Source organism: Aurantiacibacter sp. D1-12 (genome assembly GCF_028858515.1).
In the GTDB taxonomy this organism is placed as follows: domain Bacteria; phylum Pseudomonadota; class Alphaproteobacteria; order Sphingomonadales; family Sphingomonadaceae; genus Alteraurantiacibacter.
Genome location: NZ_JAPJZJ010000004.1, coordinates 135,633 through 153,447, shown reverse-complemented (window position 1 = coordinate 153,447; position 17,815 = coordinate 135,633). Strand labels below are relative to the sequence as shown.

The 17,815-nt window shown below is 61.2% G+C and carries 18 protein-coding genes; 6 read left to right on the top strand and 12 right to left on the bottom strand.

The annotated features are described in order from the left end of the window. Positions 1-4: 4 nt before the first annotated feature. Positions 5-901, bottom strand: coding sequence for a DUF6265 family protein (locus tag OOZ52_RS10685; RefSeq protein ID WP_274698506.1), 897 nt, complete (start codon positions 899-901; stop codon positions 5-7). Positions 902-1,034: 133 nt separating this feature from the next. Here OOZ52_RS10685 and OOZ52_RS10680 point away from each other — a divergent pair, with 133 nt between their 5' ends. Genes OOZ52_RS10680 through OOZ52_RS10670 form a run of 3 tightly spaced genes read left to right on the top strand, consistent with a single transcriptional unit; the run spans position 1,035 to position 3,690 of the window. Further along, positions 1,035-1,781, top strand: a complete 747-nt coding sequence (locus OOZ52_RS10680) for an electron transfer flavoprotein subunit beta/FixA family protein (RefSeq protein WP_274698505.1) — start codon at positions 1,035-1,037, stop codon at positions 1,779-1,781. Further along, on the top strand, positions 1,782-2,699 hold the full coding sequence (locus OOZ52_RS10675) for an electron transfer flavoprotein subunit alpha/FixB family protein (RefSeq protein WP_274698504.1): 918 nt from the start codon (positions 1,782-1,784) through the stop codon (positions 2,697-2,699). 58 nt (positions 2,700-2,757) lie between these two features. Next, complete coding sequence (locus tag OOZ52_RS10670) at positions 2,758-3,690, top strand: hypothetical protein (protein ID WP_274698503.1); 933 nt, start codon at positions 2,758-2,760, stop codon at positions 3,688-3,690. Between the two features lie 19 nt (positions 3,691-3,709). Here the strand turns inward: OOZ52_RS10670 and OOZ52_RS10665 are convergent, their stop codons facing one another. From OOZ52_RS10665 to OOZ52_RS10635, 7 genes are all read right to left on the bottom strand, one after another. Continuing rightward, entirely contained in the window at positions 3,710-4,252 is a 543-nt protein-coding gene (locus OOZ52_RS10665; protein WP_274698502.1) for a GNAT family N-acetyltransferase, read from the bottom strand. After that, positions 4,249-5,457 carry a DUF445 domain-containing protein gene (locus tag OOZ52_RS10660; protein ID WP_274698501.1) on the bottom strand — a complete coding sequence of 403 codons (1,209 nt, stop codon included), beginning with the start codon at positions 5,455-5,457 and terminating at the stop codon, positions 4,249-4,251. The genes OOZ52_RS10665 and OOZ52_RS10660 overlap by 4 nt, the downstream gene beginning before the upstream one ends. A gap of 54 nt (positions 5,458-5,511) precedes the next feature. Next, entirely contained in the window at positions 5,512-8,991 is a 3,480-nt protein-coding gene (locus tag OOZ52_RS10655) for an efflux RND transporter permease subunit (RefSeq protein WP_274698500.1), read from the bottom strand. A 12-nt stretch (positions 8,992-9,003) separates the two neighbouring features. Next, complete coding sequence (locus OOZ52_RS10650; RefSeq protein ID WP_274698499.1) at positions 9,004-10,206, bottom strand: efflux RND transporter periplasmic adaptor subunit; 1,203 nt, start codon at positions 10,204-10,206, stop codon at positions 9,004-9,006. A 230-nt stretch (positions 10,207-10,436) separates the two neighbouring features. Continuing rightward, positions 10,437-10,697, bottom strand: coding sequence for a GlsB/YeaQ/YmgE family stress response membrane protein (locus OOZ52_RS10645; RefSeq protein ID WP_274698498.1), 261 nt, complete (start codon positions 10,695-10,697; stop codon positions 10,437-10,439). Positions 10,698-10,825: 128 nt separating this feature from the next. Continuing rightward, positions 10,826-11,125 (bottom strand): CtrA inhibitor SciP, encoded by a 300-nt coding sequence (sciP, locus tag OOZ52_RS10640; protein WP_048884638.1) that lies wholly within the window; start codon positions 11,123-11,125, stop codon positions 10,826-10,828. Beyond that, on the bottom strand, positions 11,122-11,457 hold the full coding sequence (locus OOZ52_RS10635) for a hypothetical protein (RefSeq protein WP_274698497.1): 336 nt from the start codon (positions 11,455-11,457) through the stop codon (positions 11,122-11,124). Before OOZ52_RS10635 ends, sciP begins: the two co-directional genes overlap by 4 nt. 110 nt (positions 11,458-11,567) lie before the next feature. Between OOZ52_RS10635 and mnmA the strand changes: the two genes are divergently transcribed. After that, a complete protein-coding gene (gene mnmA / locus OOZ52_RS10630; RefSeq protein WP_274698496.1) occupies positions 11,568-12,743 on the top strand; it encodes a tRNA 2-thiouridine(34) synthase MnmA in 1,176 nt (391 codons plus the stop codon). Positions 12,744-12,746: 3 nt separating this feature from the next. On the opposite strand, the gene OOZ52_RS10625 is transcribed toward mnmA, so the two are convergent. Then, positions 12,747-13,094 carry a hypothetical protein gene (locus OOZ52_RS10625; protein ID WP_274698495.1) on the bottom strand — a complete coding sequence of 116 codons (348 nt, stop codon included), beginning with the start codon at positions 13,092-13,094 and terminating at the stop codon, positions 12,747-12,749. 32 nt (positions 13,095-13,126) lie between these two features. Between OOZ52_RS10625 and OOZ52_RS10620 the strand changes: the two genes are divergently transcribed. Further along, the gene (locus OOZ52_RS10620) at positions 13,127-14,284 is read left to right on the top strand and encodes a serine hydrolase domain-containing protein (RefSeq protein ID WP_274698494.1); all 1,158 of its coding nucleotides are present in this window, start codon (positions 13,127-13,129) and stop codon (positions 14,282-14,284) included. On the opposite strand, the gene OOZ52_RS10615 is transcribed toward OOZ52_RS10620, so the two are convergent. Genes OOZ52_RS10615 through pdxH form a run of 3 tightly spaced genes read right to left on the bottom strand, consistent with a single transcriptional unit; the run spans position 14,269 to position 16,606 of the window. Beyond that, positions 14,269-15,075, bottom strand: a complete 807-nt coding sequence (locus tag OOZ52_RS10615) for a PhzF family phenazine biosynthesis protein (RefSeq protein ID WP_274698493.1) — start codon at positions 15,073-15,075, stop codon at positions 14,269-14,271. The two genes, OOZ52_RS10620 and OOZ52_RS10615, sit on opposite strands and share 16 nt — an antisense overlap. Next, positions 15,072-16,007 carry a cation diffusion facilitator family transporter gene (locus tag OOZ52_RS10610; RefSeq protein WP_274698492.1) on the bottom strand — a complete coding sequence of 312 codons (936 nt, stop codon included), beginning with the start codon at positions 16,005-16,007 and terminating at the stop codon, positions 15,072-15,074. Before OOZ52_RS10610 ends, OOZ52_RS10615 begins: the two co-directional genes overlap by 4 nt. Then, on the bottom strand, positions 16,004-16,606 hold the full coding sequence (gene pdxH / locus OOZ52_RS10605) for a pyridoxamine 5'-phosphate oxidase (RefSeq protein ID WP_274698491.1): 603 nt from the start codon (positions 16,604-16,606) through the stop codon (positions 16,004-16,006). Before pdxH ends, OOZ52_RS10610 begins: the two co-directional genes overlap by 4 nt. 211 nt (positions 16,607-16,817) lie before the next feature. On the opposite strand from pdxH, the gene OOZ52_RS10600 reads away from it, so the two are divergent. Continuing rightward, positions 16,818-17,777 (top strand): DnaJ C-terminal domain-containing protein, encoded by a 960-nt coding sequence (locus OOZ52_RS10600; protein WP_274698490.1) that lies wholly within the window; start codon positions 16,818-16,820, stop codon positions 17,775-17,777. Positions 17,778-17,815: the final 38 nt, after the last annotated feature.

Here is a 17,815-nt window from a genome sequence, read left to right as displayed (position 1 = left end):
TGGCTTAAAGCGTGGGCTCCGGTTCCGGCAAAATGGGCGGAGTCGAGTCCATGTAGGTCAGCCAGTGCTGCCAGATGTTGTGCGTGCCGCGATCGTTCAGGCCGATCCGGCAGGTGAGCGACATTACGCCTCGGATAGTGCCTGACCGCCAGTAGTCATAAACCGCACCGCATTCGGCATCGATATAGGCTGAATAGGCGGCATCGGCTGACGCGATCTGTTGCCGCAACCCGTCATCATTCGGATATCTCGCCAGCGCAGCCTCTAGGTACTGCACGCGACGCGTTTCCGATGATTCAAGCAAGCCCACGTAGCATTCGTTCATATCGACAGTCGTCAAAGCATCGGCGCATGAGGTGGAAGGCTGCTCAGTCCGGTCAGGGCGCTCGAAAGCAAATCGAAGCTCGTTGATCTCATCGCCTTCGCTGCGCATGCGCACTGCAATGATCAATCCTTCATCGGGGTTCTCGGGATTGACGCAGCGATAGGTCAGCGCACTGAAGTAGGCAGCGCAAGGTTCTATCGCGACGAGGCGGAAGGTGAGCATCTCATCGCGCTCCTCCCACCCGGTGAGATCCGGATTGAAGTGTTTGAGATTCACCTGCAGCGATCCGTCAACTTCGCGGATGTACATATGTTCGGTGAACATGATGCCGCCTTCGGATGTTTCCTGCACGAACAGACCGACCATCGTGTCACCCGTCGGTGGCACCCATGCCTCGTGCGCCGGCGCGCCTTGGATGCCCGTGCCGGTCCATTCGCCCGCAAGCCAGGCGATTTGCCCGATCTCGGCTGGCGGGGGCACGTGCCCTTCGCCCGCAACGCGGGTCTCCTGCGCCGCAACCGGAGCTGCCAGAGCAAAAATCGCCACCAAAGCGGGCAAAACAATCGCAAATCGCATCAGCATTTTCTCCTCATCCCGAGTTTGCGATGCTATAGCCCTGTTCAAAGCGGGTAAAGACTCCTGCTTGACCTATACGTCAGGCTGTTTACATAAGCGGCAGACTTTCAGTTCTTGAAGTGAGGGAAACCCCATGAAGATTCTGGTCCCGGTAAAGCGGGTGATTGATTACAACGTGAAGCCTCGCGTGAAGGCGGACGGTTCGGGCGTGGACCTGGCCAACGTCAAAATGAGCATGAACCCGTTTGACGAAATCGCAGTTGAAGAGGCGATTCGCCTGAAGGAAGCGGGCAAGGCGGACGAGATCGTGGCTGTCAGCATTGGCCCGGCTAAAGCGCAGGAAACACTGCGCACCGCGCTCGCCATGGGTGCGGATCGCGCGATCCTGGTCGAAACCGACGAGACGGTAGAGCCGCTCGCCGTTGCCAAGATCCTCAAGGCGATTGCCGAGGAAGAAGGCCCGGGCATCGTCATGCTCGGCAAACAGGCGATTGATGATGATTCGAACCAGACGGGCCAGATGCTCGCCGCGCTGATGGGACGCCCGCAGGGCACCTTCGCCAGCAAGGTTGAGATCGACGGTGACAGCGTTAGCGTCACGCGCGAAGTCGACGGTGGCCTTGAAACCGTGAAGCTCTCGCTTCCGGCCATTGTCACGACCGACCTTCGCCTGAACGAGCCACGCTATGCTTCGCTGCCGAACATCATGAAAGCGAAGAAGAAGCCGCTCGATAGCAAGACACCTGCCGATTATGGCGTCGATGTTGCACCACGCCTGACCACCACCAACGTTTCCGAACCGCCTGTTCGCCAGGCTGGCGAGATCGTGGAAGATGTCGACGCGCTGGTCGCGAAGCTCAAAGCTCTGGGAGTTGCCTAAATGACTGTCCTTGTTTTTGCAGAACCGCATGGCGACAGTGTCTCGGACGCGACCCTCGCAACCGTTACCGCAGCTGCTGCACTTGGTGGCCCGGTGCATATCCTGGCGCTCGGCGCTGGTGATGCCCATGCCTCGATTGCCGGTGTCGAGAAGGTTATTGTTGCTGACGATGCCGCCTACGCAAACGGCCTTGCAGAAAATGTCGCGCCGCTGATCTCCGGGCTTATGGATGGCTATGACGCAGTGCTCGCGCCGGCCACCACAACCGGCAAGAATATTATGCCGCGCGTCGCCGCGCAGCTCGATGTGATGCAGGTGTCCGACATTATCAGCGTGGAAGGCCCCAAGACCTTCAAGCGCCCGATCTATGCCGGTAACGCCATTGCAACCGTCGAGAGCTCCGACGCCAAGCTCGTGATCACCGTTCGCACAACCGCGTTTGACAAGGCTGCTGCTGAAGGCGGCTCGGCCGCTGTTGAAGCTGCGGCAGGCCCCGGTGATGCCGGCCTCTCCAGCTTCGTTGGCCTTGATGCGGTTGAAAGCGACCGCCCCGAACTCACCAGCGCTGGCATCATTGTTTCAGGTGGCCGCGCGCTGAAGGACGGTCCGACCTTCGAACAATACATCACGCCGCTGGCAGACAAGCTGGGCGCCGCCATCGGTGCATCACGTGCCGCAGTGGACGCCGGTTATGTGCCCAACGATTACCAGGTCGGCCAGACCGGCAAGATCGTTGCGCCAGACGTTTACATTGCCATCGGCATTTCCGGCGCGATCCAGCACCTTGCGGGCATGAAGGATTCCAAGACGATCGTGGCGATCAACAAGGACCCTGACGCACCGATCTTCCAGGTTGCGGATATCGGTCTTGTTGCAGACCTGTTCAACGCCGTACCGGAGTTGACGGAAAAGCTCTAATTTCAAAGGCCTTGCCTCGTAACGAAGTCTCGCGCAGTCTGGCGTCATGAGACAAGGCATGAAAGCTCTTTCGTACGTCATTCTGGCGGGAGCGCTCGGCGCGCTTCCCGCCAGTTTGCTTGCGCAAGACCGCATTGAACCTAACCCTCAAGCTCTCGCTGCGATAGAGGCCGGGGAAGTCTTCAGGCCCTCCGGCGAATGGCAGGCAGGCGAGGCTGACGTCGGCTGCTGGGTGCGGCGCGAATTTACACACGGTGAGCGTGCAATCGGCCTGGTTCTGCGCAGGCTACAGCCCGGACTGCCTGTGCAGCACGTGATTACAGGTTCAGGCGTGACAATAGCCGGAACAGTCGAAGCGGGCTTCACGCCTGGAACGGGTCTCAGCGAAATTGACCGGTTTCACAGGAATGTGTTCCCGGACCACGATGTATTCGTTCTGGTCCACCCGCCATTCAATCCCGCAGCGGCAGAAGGTCGCAGCGAGGAATCTCTGGCATTGGGAGCCACACACTACGTCGTGCAGGGCAGCAGCGCCGATCCAATTGTCATCGAGACCGGATCGGTCGATCAGGCGATCGGCGTACTGGCCCAATGCGCGATCGCACAACTTCAGAGCTTTGGTGTGTCTCCATTCGAACGGGGGAACTATTCGCGCGCAGCCGCGCTCGCCAATATCGAGGAAGTGGGGGCACGACTGCGCTCCGGCTATGGTCGTGTCTCACGGCGATACGGCTATCAGGGGCCCGTAGGCCTCCGACTGATTGTCGATTCGGATGGCCAGCTGGCAAGATGCGATGTCACGACGCCGTTTATTGCGCAGCCACTGCGCGAGCTGGCCTGTAATACCATGACCGAACATGGCGTATTCACCCCGGCGCTCGCCGCAGATGGCTCACCAGTCACCGATTTCATGATCCAGAACATTCAATTTGAAATTCCACCCCCGGTGCCGCAGCCCAACGCCGATGGAACTGACCCCCGAAGGCTGTAGAGATTGGCTTGCCGGGCGATCACTTCGCCGGCGGCGGCCTGCGGAATAGCCGCACCGTATCGCCATCCGGCATTTCGGCAACCCGGAGCGGCGCGAAGCCGAACTTGTCTGCCAGCCTGAGTGACGGCGCATTGTCAGGGTCGATCATGCACATGATCTCGCCGCCACGTTCCGTATCGAACCAGCGCAGGATAGCTTCCATAACTTCACTCGCGACGCCTTGACCGGCGTGTTCGGCGGCGATGATCCACCCCGCTTCAGGCCTGTCATCGAAGTCTGCGCCAAGATCACGGTGCGTGTGGAATATGCCGCAGTTGCCAATCGGCGCCGGATCACCCCGATGCTTCACGACGAGCAGTCCGTAGCCATAGACCACCCAGCTCCCGACATTGCGTAAAATACGCGACATGTGACTGCCCGGTGTACCCATCGGGCCAAGAAAACGGTGTGTTTCCGGATGGCTGAGGAGCGCGAGCATACCGGGGATATCCTCTGCACCCGGTATCCAGAGGTCGAACCGTTCGGTCGTAATCACAGGCCGAGCAGGATCGGGTAGGGTCATAGCAGTTCAATCGCCGCGTGGATGGTCAGCCCCACCAACCCGCCGACCAGTGTGCCGTTGATGCGGATGAATTGCAGGTCGCGCCCGACCGCACGCTCGATCCGCATGGTGATGGTGCCCGCATCCCAGCCTTTCACTGTGTTCGAAACCAGACTGACGATCTGCTCGCCATAGCGCGTTACAATGCCCACCAGCGTACGCCGGGCGAAACGGTTGACCTGGATCTGTAGCGCCGGATCGCTCTGCAAGGACTGCCCCAACTCGGCAAGGCTTGAGCCCACTTGCCCATCCATCGCCTTGTCCGGATTGCGCACCATGTCGATCAGCGACAAACGCATACGCTCCCACACGCCCGTCCACCAGTCAGACACTGCAGGATTGGCCAGCAGATCATTCTTCATCCGTTCAACCTTCGCGCGCATTTCGGAATCGTGCTGCAAATCACGCGCGAGGTTCTTGAGGCCTTCCTCTACCTTGCCGCGTACCGGATGGTTGGGGTCTACATGCATCTCGGCAAGCAGCTTGTAGAGCCCGTCGAGCACCGAATTGGCGAGGCGATCATCTAGGCCCGTCCAGCGGATTACCGCATTGGCGCGCGCCTGCACCATGTCGCGGACCATGTCTTCATTGTCCTCCAAAGTCAGGCCGGTCCAGCGGATAAAGCCGTCGATCAGGGGGCGATGGCGATCATCGGCAATCGCGGTTTCCAGCATGCGACCAAGCAATGGAGAGACATCAAGCTTCTCGGCCTGGCGCGCCAGCCCTGCCTTCACTTGCAGGCCAAGCCTGTCCGGATCTAGCGATTCGAGCATCTCTACAAAAAGCTGCCCCGCACCTGCCCGAATGCGCCCGGCTTCACCACCGCCGCCTTTGGTGAGGAAATCACCGGCCGCCTTGGCGACATTCATCTCCCGCATCCGCCGCGCGACTACGACGGGTGTCAGGAAGTTTGACCTTAGGAAGGCCGCCATCGTGTCGGCAATGCGATCCTTGTTCTTCGGGATAATCGCGGTGTGCGGGATGGGCACGCCCATCGGGTGGCGGAACAGTGCAGTCACCGCGAACCAGTCTGCCAAACCGCCCACCATTGCCGCTTCGGCGAAGGCATTCACATAGCCCCAGACCGGATGCGTCCCGAGCATCTGGTGTGTCGTGACGAATATCGCCGCCATCGCCACCAGCATCAACGTGGCGGTGATCCGCATGCGCCTCGCTTTGTCGGGCGGAAGGGGTGCTCCGCTGGTTACCAGCGCCATGCGCTACTCGGCAGGCTGGGCTTGGGGAGATCCATCAGCTTGTTCATCACCCGGCTTATAGGTCAGCAAACGCTCACGAAGCCAAGGGCCAAGTTTCTTTTCCATCCCGTCTGCAAGACTGAAGCCGGCTGGAACGATCACAAGAGTGAGGACAGTCGACAGGATCAGGCCACCGATCACGACCACGCCCATAGGCTGACGCCAGGCCGAATCGCCGGTTAGCGAAAGCGCTGTAGGCAGCATGCCTGCCGTCATCGCGACGGTCGTCATCACAATCGGCTGCGCACGTTTGTGGCCGGCTTCCATGATGGCCGCGAATTTTTCCCGCCCGGCCTCCATCTCCTCGATCGCGAAGTCGATAAGCAGGATGGAGTTCTTGGCCACGATGCCGAGCAGCATCAGCATGCCGATGAACACCGGCATGGATATCGGCATCGGACTGAAATCTCCTTCCGAAAACCCCTGGAACCAGCCCGCAATCACCAGTGCGACGAATCCCCCTAGCGGCGCAAGCAGCAGCGAGCTCATGTTCACGAGCGGCGAGACGATTCGGCGGTAGAGCAGCACCAGCACCGCGAAGACCAGGAAGAAACCTGTCACCACGGCGATAATGAAGTTGTTGATCAGATCGAGCTGCCACTCATCCGCGCCGACCGGAGCGTTGGACACACCTGTTGGCAGGTTCTGCATGATCGGCAAGCGGTCGATAGCCGCACGAACATTGCCGCGGGCTGCATCGGGGGCAATGTCAACGCCCACAAAAACGCGGCGGTTCTGGTTGTACCGCTCGATCGATGTCGGTCCCATGCCGAGCGAAATGTCGGCTACGCGGCTGAGCGGAACCGACCCGCCATTAGCGGTCGGGACCGGAAGATTGCGGATGGCCGAAAGGTCTCGCCGTGCAGTTTCGGCAAGCCGTACGCGGATCGGGATCTGCCGGTCAGAGAGCGAGAAGCGCGCCGCATTCTGGTCAATATCGCCCAGCGTTGCGATGCGAATGGCCTGGCTGAGCGCAATGGTTGTCACCCCAAGGCTGGCAGCGAGATCCTCACGCGGTTCAATGATCAGTTCGGGGCGCTGAAGGTCGTACTCGACACGCGGGGCCACGGCCCCATCGATACTTTCCATTTGCTCTGCCAGAACAGCAGCAGTTTCATTGAGCAATTCAGGATTGGAGCCGGATAGCATGATTGAAATCGCGCGACCCGTGCCGCCTCCACCCTGGTTGTTCATGAAGCTAACGCGGGCGTCGGGGATATTTTGCAGAACTGGGGTGAGCGCACGCTCGAACTGCTGGCTCGAACGTTCACGGTCGTCACCCAGAACAAGACTGATACGCCCACGCCCTTCGTTGGCGATGCCCAAGGCGATGGCAACTTCCTGCTCCTCGCTCAGACGCGCGGATACCTGGTCAACAACGGCCTCTGTCTGTTCGAGCGTCGTTCCCGGAACCATAGAGATGCTGACGCGGCTGAAATCGCTGTCGTTCTCGGGGAAGAACTGGGCCGGAATGCTGCTGGCAATCATGACCGTGGCCACCAGTGACACGACACCCAGCAAAACCATCCAGATCCGGTGATCGAGGAAACGCGCCGACATAAACCGGGTGCGGCGAGTGAAGGCGTTTTGTTGCTCGATATCACCCTTGCGCCCGGTGAGTCCGCCGACAATCATCGCGACAAGCGCACCGAGGAGGTAAAGAGCAAATGCACCGATGAGGATCATCCACCATGCAGGACCTGTCTGTTCCGCTCCCGCAGCAGCTTCGGCAGGCACGGCGGCTTCCTGAGCCGCGAACAGGCCGGGGAGAGCGACCAGGCCCTGAATTGCTAGAACGGTCAGCAATCCGATCCCGATATTGATCGGGATAAACCACCAGCGCGTACCTTGAAAACCAAGCCGCTTGCGCATCTCGCGAAACGCCTTGGTATCAAGCGACCAGCGCAGAACCTTGATATAACGGTCCATCCATTTGCCCTCGCCGTGCGTCGCCTGACCCTTGGCTTTGAGGAAATAGGCTGCAGCCATGGGTGTAATCATGCGCGCCACGGCAAGGCTCATCAGCACAGCGACCACCACGGTCAGGCCGAAGTTCTTGAAGAACTGTCCGGAAATGCCGGGCATCAGACCGACAGGCAGGAACACTGCCACAATACAGAACGTGGTCGCGACCACCGGCAGGCCGATTTCGTCCGCAGCATCGATGCTGGCCTGATAGGCGCTTTTGCCCATGCGCATATGGCGCACGATATTCTCGATCTCGACGATGGCATCATCGACAAGGACACCCGCCACCAATCCGAGTGCGAGCAGCGATAGGGTGTTGAGCGAGAAGCCGAACCAGGCTTCCATGAAGTAGAAGGTCGGGATGGCTGACAGCGGAATCGCAAGCGCAGCGATCAGTGTCGCACGCCAGTCACGCAGGAACAGGAACACCACGACCACGGCGAGCAAGGCGCCTTCGACGAGCAGTGCCATGCTGCTTTCGTACTGATCCTTGGTATAATCGACCGAGGTGAACAGGCGTGTGAAAGTAACGCCGGGATTGGCCTCCTCAATCCGTTCGAGAACCTCCACCGCGTCGTCATAAACGCGTACGTCACTTTCGCCGCGTGCACGGGTGAGCGAGAAGGTCACGACCTGGCGGCCGTTCACCTTGGCGACCGTGCGAATCTCGCCGACCGAATCCTGCACGGTTGCAATATCCGCCAGTTTCACCACACGCCCGCCGCCAAGCGGGATCTGCGTTTGCGACAGCGCATAGGCATCTTCGGCATTGCCCAGGACACGCACAGACTGGCGCGAACCGGCGATTTCAGCCTGCCCGCCTGCGGCATTGATATTGAGCTGGCGCAGCGCACCGTTGACCTGGCTCGCCGTGACGCCCAGCGACTGCATGCGTGCCGGATCAAGGATGACGAGGATCTCGCGGTCTACACCGCCGCTGCGACTGACTTCGGCGAGGCCATCCACAGTCAGCAGCTCTTTGGTCACCGTATCATCAATAAACCAGCTGAGCTGCTCAAGCGTCATGTCATCGGCGGCAACACCGAAGGACACGATAGGATTGGAGCTTGTCTGCTCCTTGAAAACGCGCGGTTCGAGAATGCCGTCTGGCAATTCGCCACGGATATTGTCGATCTCGCTTTTGACCTCGTTCACCGCCTCGGCGATGTCGGTGCCGATGGCATACTCGATGACGGTGAAGGAATTGCCTTCTGACGCAGTCGAGCGAATGTTTTCAACGCCATCCAGAGTCTGCACCGCAGCCTCGACGCGCTGGGTTATCTGGTTCTCGACTTCGGTCGGCGCCGCACCAGGCTGCGAAATGCTGACGATCGCAATCGGGAATTCGATATCCGGGTTGTCCTGGATATCCATGTCCTGAAATGACATGATGCCCGCAATCATCAGGCCGATGAATGCGAGGATCGGGACGATCGGGTTGCGGATCGACCATGCGGAGATTTGGCTGAAGTCCATAATTGCCGCGCCCTACTCGGCGCCCTCCACTACGGGTCGAACTTCTTCACCTTCGGTCAGGAAACCACCTGCGCGCAGAACCACGCGTTCGTCGCCGTCAAGGCCCGATGCAATGGCAATACCTTCATCGCTGAGCGAACCAAGCTCGACATCGCGGCGAACCACCTTGTTGTCTGCATCCACGATATAGACATAGCTGCCGCGATCATCCGAAAGCACTGCGCTTTCCGGCAGGCGCGGAGCAACCATCGTTTCTCCGTTCAAAGCGATCGAGGCAAAGCCGCCTGGGCGAAGAGCCGCATCATAGGAAAGCGCACATCGCGCAGTCCCCTGCCGCGTCTGCTCGTCAATTACCGGGGATGTCTGCCAGATCTGGCATGTGAACTGCTGATCGGTGCCCACCGGAGTAACCACGCCGGTCGCGCCGACACGGACAGAGGCGAGCTCGGTCTCGCCAACACGTGCAAGCAGTTCCATTTCACCGCCGCGAGCAATGCTGAATAGCGTTCCGCTGCCTGCGCCGACTGTCTGGCCCGGCTCTACATCGCGTGTAAGAACAAGTCCCGCCGCCGGGGCTACAATGTTGAGCTGGGCATTGCGCGCCTGACGCTCTGCCAACTGCGCCCGTGCAACCCGCACACGCGCCACTGCGGCATCGCGCGTGGCCGTCAGGCGATCGATATCGGCTTGCGAAATGAAGCCACGCTCGACCAGTTGCATGGCGCGATCCAGATTGGCCTGTGCCAAGTTTGCGTCCGCCTGTGCCACATCGACCTGCGCCGCCTGCGCACCTGCCTGCTGGTTCTGTACAGAGCGATCGATCACCGCGAGGGTCTGGCCAGCGCGCACCCAATCACCCGCTTCGACCTGCACCGAAACAACGCGGCCGCCTTCACCGACCACACCCACAGGCATTTCACGGCGCGCGGCGAGCGTGCCGGTGGCGTTGATCATACCCTGGATCGTACCCGAGCCCGGCGCCTGAACCGTCACGGCTGGAAGATTGCCTTCCTCGTTCGGAGCGAACGTCGGCTCTGCCTCTCCGCCCGACAGCATGAATGCTGCAGCAATCGTGAAGAGCAGCACGACAGCAATGGCAATGTAGAGATTGCGACGCTTCTTGGGGCTTTCGGCAGGAGCGCCATCATATCCCGTACCATCAAGATCGACCGCATCGGCGGTGTCTGATGTGTTCACTGTGGTCTCTAAATTCATCGACTTACGCCCCAAATTCGCGCGATCTTACCCGCTTTGGGCGCAAATCACACACTCTGTCTCACCTTCGCACTCCGCCATAGCGGCCTAATACACCGGGCTGCAATGCAGGGTTCTGCCAAACAGCCACAAGGCCCGACGAAGTGCTTGCTGGCGGAATGCATAGAAAAGGGGCGGAACACACGAGATGTTCCGCCCCTCTTGAGCCTTTGTTCGGCAGTGTTGTGCGTTTACCGCACGCGGCCGCGCTGGACCATGTTCACAATGCCCAGCAATACGACTGCACCGATGGTCGCTGTGACCAGGTACATGACCCAGCCGGCGTCATCTGTAAGGAAGCCGGTATAGCTACCTATGAAGCTGCCAATCACGCCGCCGATGACGCCGACAATGATATTCCAGAAAATGCCCATCGAGGCATCGCGGTTCATCACCATGCTCGCGAGCCAGCCGGCGACGCCGCCCAGCACGATAGTTGCGATCCAACCCATAACCTTCTCCTTCTTGTGATCTCCCCAGAGATAGGCCTTTGATAGACAAAGAGGGAGCATCGGCGCAACCGATACTCCCTCTTTATGTGTTTGAATGTGTAAAACGCCGCGCCGGGCGCTTACCCGGATCAGTACTTGAGCTGGCGCTCGTACAAATCGCGGTAGTGCTGGATGCGTGTCACACGCAGGCCTTGCATGCCGGAGCGGTCGACGGCTCGCTGCCAGCCGGCGAATTCTTCCAGCGTCAGGCCATAGCGCTCGAGAACCTCGTCAATCGTGAGTAGGCCGCCATTCACAGCAGCCACGACCTCGGCCTTGCGACGCACAACCCAACGCTTCGTCTTGGGCGAAGGCAGATCGTCGATCGTCAGCGGCTCGCCAAGCGGGCCAATGACCTGTGCCGGTCGGATTTTCTGGTTCTCGATCATGTATTTCCTCGGTACGCCGGATCATCGTTATCAATGGCTGAATCGACAATGCCGCCGTTCCCTTTGCCATTGGCTAAACCATCAAGGTTAACGCTCCGTTTGCCATCAACGGGCGATTTTTCACTGTGCGAGGCGAGATGCGCCGCTCCGTGCGGATCAAAGCTCGCCAGAGAGACGTCCTCTTGCCCGGCCAGTTCGGCACGCAGGTCCCTTGCCGCCGCAAGCTTGGCGACGAGATCGGGCCAGCGCAGCGCGCACAGCTCTCCGGCGGCAGAATCGCCGCGTTCAGAACCGCTTGCAGCGGGTGGCAGAGGTGGTTTTCCCTCGAACATTCCACTGGCTTTAGGGGCCAAGCGTCAAGATCAGGTAAAACTGCGCTTAACCCTATGTTACATTTTTCAGGGGGTTTTGCCGACGCCGAGATGGGTGTAGGCGCGCGGCCATGAACCACGCCGCCGAATCCCTGTCCGCTGACGTATCGGGCCTTCCGGGCACGGTTAACGCTGAAGCGCTATTCGACCTGCCGCGCCCGGCGGCCGAATGCCGCATTGTCGTCGCCATGTCGGGCGGCGTCGATTCTTCGGTGGTTGCCGCACTGGCCGCGCAAACCGGCGCGGAAGTGATCGGCATTACGCTGCAGCTCTACGATTACGGCGCAGCGACCGGCCGCAAGGGCGCGTGCTGCGCGGGCGACGACATTCGTGATGCCCAGCAAGTGGCGAACCGTCTGGGAATTGCGCACTATGTTTTCGATCACGAAAGCGCTTTCCGCGAAGAGGTGGTCGAGACATTCGCCGACGAGTATCTCGCCGGACGCACACCCATTCCCTGCATTCGCTGCAATATGGGGCCCAAGTTCACCGACTTGTTGCGCATGGCGGAAGAGCTAGGCGCTGACTGCCTCGCCACCGGGCACTATGTGCGCCGGGTGGAGGCCGAGCACGGTGTGGAATTGCACCGCGCGCTCGATCCGGCACGTGACCAGTCCTATTTCCTCTATGCGACGACAGAGAAGCAGCTCGACTTCCTGCGCTTCCCGCTGGGAGGACTGCCCAAGGCGCAGGTGCGAGAGATTGCAGAGAGTTTCGGTCTGGTCGTGGCGAACAAGCCCGATAGTCAGGACATCTGCTTTGTGCCCGATGGCGACTATGCCAAGATCGTCAAGAAAATGCGCCCCGAAGGCGGGCGCGCAGGCGATATCGTGCATGCCGAGACAGGTGAGACGTTGGGCCAGCACCCTGGGATCATTCACTATACCGTCGGCCAGCGCCGCGGTCTGGAGATTGGCGGACAGCCCGAACCACTCTATGTGGTTGGCCTTGATGCCGAGAGCGCGGAAGTCCGCGTCGGGCCGAAGCGCCTGCTTGCCGTGGGCGCTGCGCAGGTCGTAGAGACCAATCGCATCGGTCCCGTTCCGAGTGGTGAGCTGACCGCAAAGGTGCGCTCTCTTTCCAAGCCGGTGCCGGTTGTGGTGGAAGGCGCATTGGGGGAAGGCGCGGAGGTCACCGTGCGCTTTGCCAGCCCCGAATTTGGCGTCGCGCCCGGACAGGCGGCGGTGATCTATGCCGGAGACCGCGTGATCGGCGGTGGCTGGATCGAAGCGACCGAGCCCGCTTGAAGCCTATCCGCCGTAAGGTTCCAGCACGCAGCCGTACCCTTCTCGATAGCTCGCCTCGGCGCTGTCAACCAATGGCACACGGGCAGTGATGGTTTGCGCCTCTTCATCCTCGCTCAGCCAGATCGGCCACATACCGGGTGTGAAATCAGCATAGCACGCATCGAGGTCGCGCCCCGCCACATAGCGGCACGAGCATGATGTCTTCGCGGCATATCCCGTGCCTGCGGAACTGTATCCGGCAATCGCTTCTCCGAAGAAGAAGGACACAAGGAAGGCGGCGACCACGACGAAGCCCGTGATCCGCAAGAGGATCGAGAAGAGGCTGGTCTTGCCCTGTTTTGCGGTTGCCATTTGCTCGCACCTGCTGGAAAGGATGCGCCGTGATGACGCGTCGCCCGCTCCCTAGCCGTCCCACGGCCCGCTCGCCAAGAGGCCTTGTGCTGTTGGGCGTGATTACCTGCTTACTGGCCGCCTGTTCGCAGGATGGCCCGCCGCCCGAACCACCCTTGCCCGAAGAGGCAATGAACGCGGTGGTGGTGGAACCGGGCGTTTCGCGCGAAGCACTGGCGCGTGCGGTGGACGATGTCTTCACCGCAGAGGGCGTGGGCGAAACGCGCGCGCTGATCGTCATGTACAACGGTGAAGTCGTGGCCGAGCGTTATGCAGAGGATTTCCCCGCAGAGACGCGCCATGTCGGCTGGTCCATGTCCAAGACCGCAACCGGCCTGCTGATCGGCATGATGGTGGCAGACGGACGCCTGCGACTGGACGATCCCGCACCGGTCGAGGCATGGCAGCGTACCGGCGATCCGCGCAGCGAGATCACTCTGCGCCATCTCTTGCAAATGCGATCAGGCTTGCGGCATCAGGAGATGACTGTTCCGGTCTACAAGTCGCCCGAAGTGCGCATGATGTACATCGAAGGGCGTGACGACATGGCCGGTTGGGCGGAAGCGCAACCGCTCGAGTTCGAGCCCGGATCGACCTTCCGATACTCTACCGCCACCAGCATGATCCTGTCCGACATCGCCACCGACCTGATTGCGCCAGGCGCCGATGCGGATGAGCGGCAACAGACAATGGCCGACTATATCGAGGCGCGGCTCGCTGTGCCGCTCGGCCTCGAGAGCCTGACCGGCGAATACGATGCAGCCGGCACGCTGATCGGCGGGAGCAGCTTCTGGGCGACTGCGCGGGACTGGGCCTCGCTCGGCGAGTTCATGCGTAATGGAGGATCGGTCGACGGCGCGCAGATCGTGCCGCGCGGGTGGGTCAGCTTTATGCGCGAGCCCAGCCCGGCTGCGGCTGACTACGGTGCACATCTCTGGCTCAATCGCACCAGCGAAGCGGAGCGGGATTACCTGTTCGAAGGGCAGGGGCCGGAGACCGCGTTCGCCATGATGGGACACCTTGGCCAGTATGTGATCGTCTCCCCCCAGCAGGGGCTCACCGTGGTGCGGCTGGGCGTAAGCCATGACCAGCAGCGCCCGCTGCTTATGGACGAGATGGCCGATATCTTCGCGCTCTATCCGTTGAGGTAGAACACCCCCTCCACCACCGTTACACAACCGCCCGAGAGCACGGCGCGATCGCCGCTCAGCGTGCAGGTCGCATGGCCGCCGCGCTGCGAGGCCTGAAACGCGGTGAAGCTCTTCCGCCCTAGCCGATCCGCCCAGAATGGCGTGAGCACGGCATGGGCAGAGCCGGTGAAACTGTCCTCGTCCACGCCGCCGCCGGGCACGAACACGCGGCTGATCACATCTGTTTCCGTACCGGGAGCGGTACAGATGAACTGGTCATCGCCAAGTGCCCCGAGTCCACGCAGATCGGGATCGAGCGCCAACACCTGATCGGCGCTATCGAACAGGTAGATGCCGTACCGGTAGGGGTTGAGGTGCACTTCGCGCGGCTCCGCCCCCAGGAGAGCAACCGCTTCAGGTTTCTCTCCTCTGCTTGTCGGAATTGCCGGGAGCGCGAGATCGTAGCCCGCTTCTGAGCGCGAAACCTCAAGAATGCCCGCGTTGCGCGTGCGGAAACGGACGCGATCTCCACCGTCGCGCTCCAGCAGCACATGGCCTGAAGCCAGCGTTGCATGGCCGCACAGCCGGATTTCGCATGTCGGCGTGAACCAGCGCAGTTCCCAGTCTGCCTCGCCAGTGTCGTCACGCACGACGAAGGCGGTTTCAGCAAAGTTGTTCTCTTCCCCGATGGCTTGCAGAACCGCATCCTCGGGCCATTCGTCCAGCACCATCACCGCGGCCTGGTTGCCGCCGAAGGTGGCATTGGCGAAGGCATCAACATGCCAGTACGGGATTGCTTGGGAAGTGCTCATTCGTCGTCCTTCAGCTTCTTGAACTCGTCTGCCTCGACAAGCGTGTTGCCTGGTTCATCAACATGGCCCTCGGGGTCGATATGGATCAGAATCTCGGTGTTGGGGAAGGCCTGCAGCAGGTCCTCTTCCACTCTTTCGATGATGTCATGCGCTTCTTCCACCGTCATCTGCGCCGGCAGGTCCACGTGAAACTGCGCAAAGTCCTGCGTGCCGCTGGTGCGGGTGCGCAGATCGTGCATCTTGGCGAGCTCCGGGTGGCGCGCGGCGCGTTCGACGAAGGCGCGGCGCTGCTCTTCAGGCCATTCACGGTCCATCAGGTGATCGATAGCATCGCTCGATGCCTGCCACGCGTTCCACAGCAGCCAAGCCGCAATGCCGAGCCCGAACAGCGGATCGGCCCGGGTGAAGCCGAGATACTGGTCGAGCACCAAGGCCACGATCACCGCGAGGTTGAGCAGCAGGTCCGACTGGTAGTGCACGCTATCGGTCTGGATCGCGACCGATCCGGTGCGCGAGACCACGTGGCGCTGCCACGCGACCAGCCCCAGCGTGGCGACGATGGCCACCATCGAAACGCCGATTCCTGCTTCGGCCGCCTGCGTCTCTCCGCCCTCCGCCAGCCGCAGCACCGCACGGAAGGCGATGGCGCTGGCCGAAAGCGCGATCAGGATGACCTGGAACAGCGCCGAGAGTGCCTCTGCCTTGCCGTGGCCGAAGCGGTGGTTGTCATCCGCCGGATGTGCCGCGACCCAAACCGCCAGCAGCGTGGCGAGGCTCGCCACAAGGTCGAGCGCGGTATCGGCCAGCGAGCCGAGCATCGCGGTCGAGCTTGTCTGCCAGACCGCCCACAGCTTCAACGCACCGAGCACCAGCGCGACGCTGATCGAGGCCAAGGCGGCACTGCGCGTGAGGGAGGCGCGGGTGTCGCTCACGGGTACAACAGGGTGCTGGTCCACCCGTCTCCTTCAGGTACGAAGCGACGGCGTTCGTGGAGGCGATTGGGGCGGTCATGCCACAGCTCTATGGCGCTCGGCATGCAGCGAAAGCCCGTCCAGTGCGGCGGGCGCGGGACTTCACCTGCCTCGCCATACTGCGCTTCGATCTGCGCCACACGCTCAAGGTAGGTCTCGCGGGTATCGAGCGGGCGCGACTGGTCGCTGGCGGCGGAACCGACCTGGCTCACGAAGGGACGCGAGTGGAAGTAGGCATCCGCCTCTGCGCTCGTCACTTCTTCCAGCGGGCCTTCGATACGGACCTGGCGGCGCAGGCTCTTCCAGTGGAACAGCAGCGCCGCCTGCATGTTGGCGCGGATCTCCCCGCCCTTACGGCTCTGCGCATTGGTGTAGAACACGAAACCGCGGGCGTCGTGCCCCTTCAGCAGCACCATGCGCGCCGACGGCTTGCCATCGGGCGTCGCGGTGGCGAGACACATGGCATTGGCATCGTTCGGCTCGCTCGCCCGCGCCTCGGCAAACCAGGCATCGAAGGTGGCCATGGGATCAGTGGAAGGGATGGACGGGTTCTCGGTCATCGTGACGATCCTGAAGCGTTTGGTATCAACGGGTTAGATGAGAAGGTGTGACAGTGTCCTGGAGAAGAAACCGTCGACCGCACAAACCGGTGCAAGATGCCGGTGGTCAACAGTGCTATCCGAATGCTCATGTCGCCCGACCTAGTCCCGCTTTGGCAAGTAGGAAAGCCTTCCCTTGCCGAATCCCCGCGCTTTACCTACCTAACACACCATGAGTGATCCCTATACCCTTCTCGGCGTCAGCCGTTCAGCGAGCGAGGCGGACATCAAGTCTGCCTATCGCAAGCTTGCGAAAGAGCTGCACCCGGACCGGAACAAGGACAAACCCGGCGCGGCCGAGCGCTTTTCCAAAGTAACGCAGGCCTATGATCTGCTGTCCGACAAGGAAAAGCGCGGCCAGTTCGATCGCGGCGAGATTGATGCTGATGGCAATCCGTCCATGCCGTTCGGAATGGGTGGTGGCTTTGGTGGCTCTCGCCCGGGCGGAGGTTCCGCTGGCTTCTCCGCCAGCGATTTCCAGGGCTTCAACACCGATGATCTCGACATCGGCGATCTGTTTGAAGGGCTGTTTGGTCGGGGAAGCGCATCGCGCGGCTCGCGAAGCAGCAATGGCAAGGGCAGCTACCGTTCTGCACCCCCGCCGCCTCCACAAAAGGGGGCAAACGTGCGCTACACGCTGCCCGTTGCCTTTATCGACGCGGCATCGCGCGCCAAACAGCGCATCACACTGTCCGATGGCAAGAGCATCGACCTGTCGCTGCCCGAGGGCGTCGAAGACGGCACGCAGATGCGCCTCAAGGGCAAGGGCGAGAGCGGCCCCGGCGGCAATGGCGATGCTATCGTCACCATTGATATCCGTCCACACCACTATTTCTGGCGCGACGGCGACGATGTGCGCATCGACCTGCCGATCACGCTGAGCGAAGCCGTGCACGGCGCCAAGATCAAGGTGCCAACCGTGGATGGCGCAGTAATGATGACGATTGCCGCCGGATCGAGCTCTGGCAAGGTCCTGCGTCTCAAGGGCAAAGGCTGGAGCAAGAAAGGCGGCGGCCGCGGCGACCAGCTGGTCTCGCTCGAAATCGTGCTGCCCGACAATCTCGATGCTCTGAAAGAGCAGCTTGGCGACTGGAGCGATGATGATAACCCCCGCTCCGAAATGGGCGGCTAAACGCTCTTGCTCGACACTGCGGCTCACACTGGTAGAAC

Excerpts from the sequence above, each read along its gene's own strand:
- OOZ52_RS10675 (WP_274698504.1), top strand. The coding sequence starts at position 1,782 with ATGACTGTCCTTGTTTTTGCAGAACCGCATGGCGACAGTGTCTCGGAC.
- OOZ52_RS10660 (WP_274698501.1), bottom strand. The coding sequence starts at position 5,457 with ATGCGGATCACCGCCACGTTGATGCTGGTGGCGATGGCGGCGATATTC.
- OOZ52_RS10670 (WP_274698503.1), top strand. The coding sequence starts at position 2,758 with ATGAAAGCTCTTTCGTACGTCATTCTGGCGGGAGCGCTCGGCGCGCTT.
- OOZ52_RS10665 (WP_274698502.1), bottom strand. The coding sequence starts at position 4,252 with ATGACCCTACCCGATCCTGCTCGGCCTGTGATTACGACCGAACGGTTC.
- sciP (WP_048884638.1), bottom strand. The coding sequence starts at position 11,125 with ATGATCGAGAACCAGAAAATCCGACCGGCACAGGTCATTGGCCCGCTT.
- OOZ52_RS10620 (WP_274698494.1), top strand. The coding sequence starts at position 13,127 with ATGACGCGTCGCCCGCTCCCTAGCCGTCCCACGGCCCGCTCGCCAAGA.
- OOZ52_RS10685 (WP_274698506.1), bottom strand. The coding sequence starts at position 901 with ATGCGATTTGCGATTGTTTTGCCCGCTTTGGTGGCGATTTTTGCTCTG.
- OOZ52_RS10645 (WP_274698498.1), bottom strand. The coding sequence starts at position 10,697 with ATGGGTTGGATCGCAACTATCGTGCTGGGCGGCGTCGCCGGCTGGCTC.
- OOZ52_RS10615 (WP_274698493.1), bottom strand. The coding sequence starts at position 15,075 with ATGAGCACTTCCCAAGCAATCCCGTACTGGCATGTTGATGCCTTCGCC.
- OOZ52_RS10680 (WP_274698505.1), top strand. The coding sequence starts at position 1,035 with ATGAAGATTCTGGTCCCGGTAAAGCGGGTGATTGATTACAACGTGAAG.
- OOZ52_RS10655 (WP_274698500.1), bottom strand. The coding sequence starts at position 8,991 with ATGGACTTCAGCCAAATCTCCGCATGGTCGATCCGCAACCCGATCGTC.
- OOZ52_RS10600 (WP_274698490.1), top strand. The coding sequence starts at position 16,818 with ATGAGTGATCCCTATACCCTTCTCGGCGTCAGCCGTTCAGCGAGCGAG.
- OOZ52_RS10625 (WP_274698495.1), bottom strand. The coding sequence starts at position 13,094 with ATGGCAACCGCAAAACAGGGCAAGACCAGCCTCTTCTCGATCCTCTTG.
- OOZ52_RS10635 (WP_274698497.1), bottom strand. The coding sequence starts at position 11,457 with ATGTTCGAGGGAAAACCACCTCTGCCACCCGCTGCAAGCGGTTCTGAA.
- OOZ52_RS10650 (WP_274698499.1), bottom strand. The coding sequence starts at position 10,206 with ATGAATTTAGAGACCACAGTGAACACATCAGACACCGCCGATGCGGTC.
- pdxH (WP_274698491.1), bottom strand. The coding sequence starts at position 16,606 with ATGACCGAGAACCCGTCCATCCCTTCCACTGATCCCATGGCCACCTTC.
- mnmA (WP_274698496.1), top strand. The coding sequence starts at position 11,568 with ATGAACCACGCCGCCGAATCCCTGTCCGCTGACGTATCGGGCCTTCCG.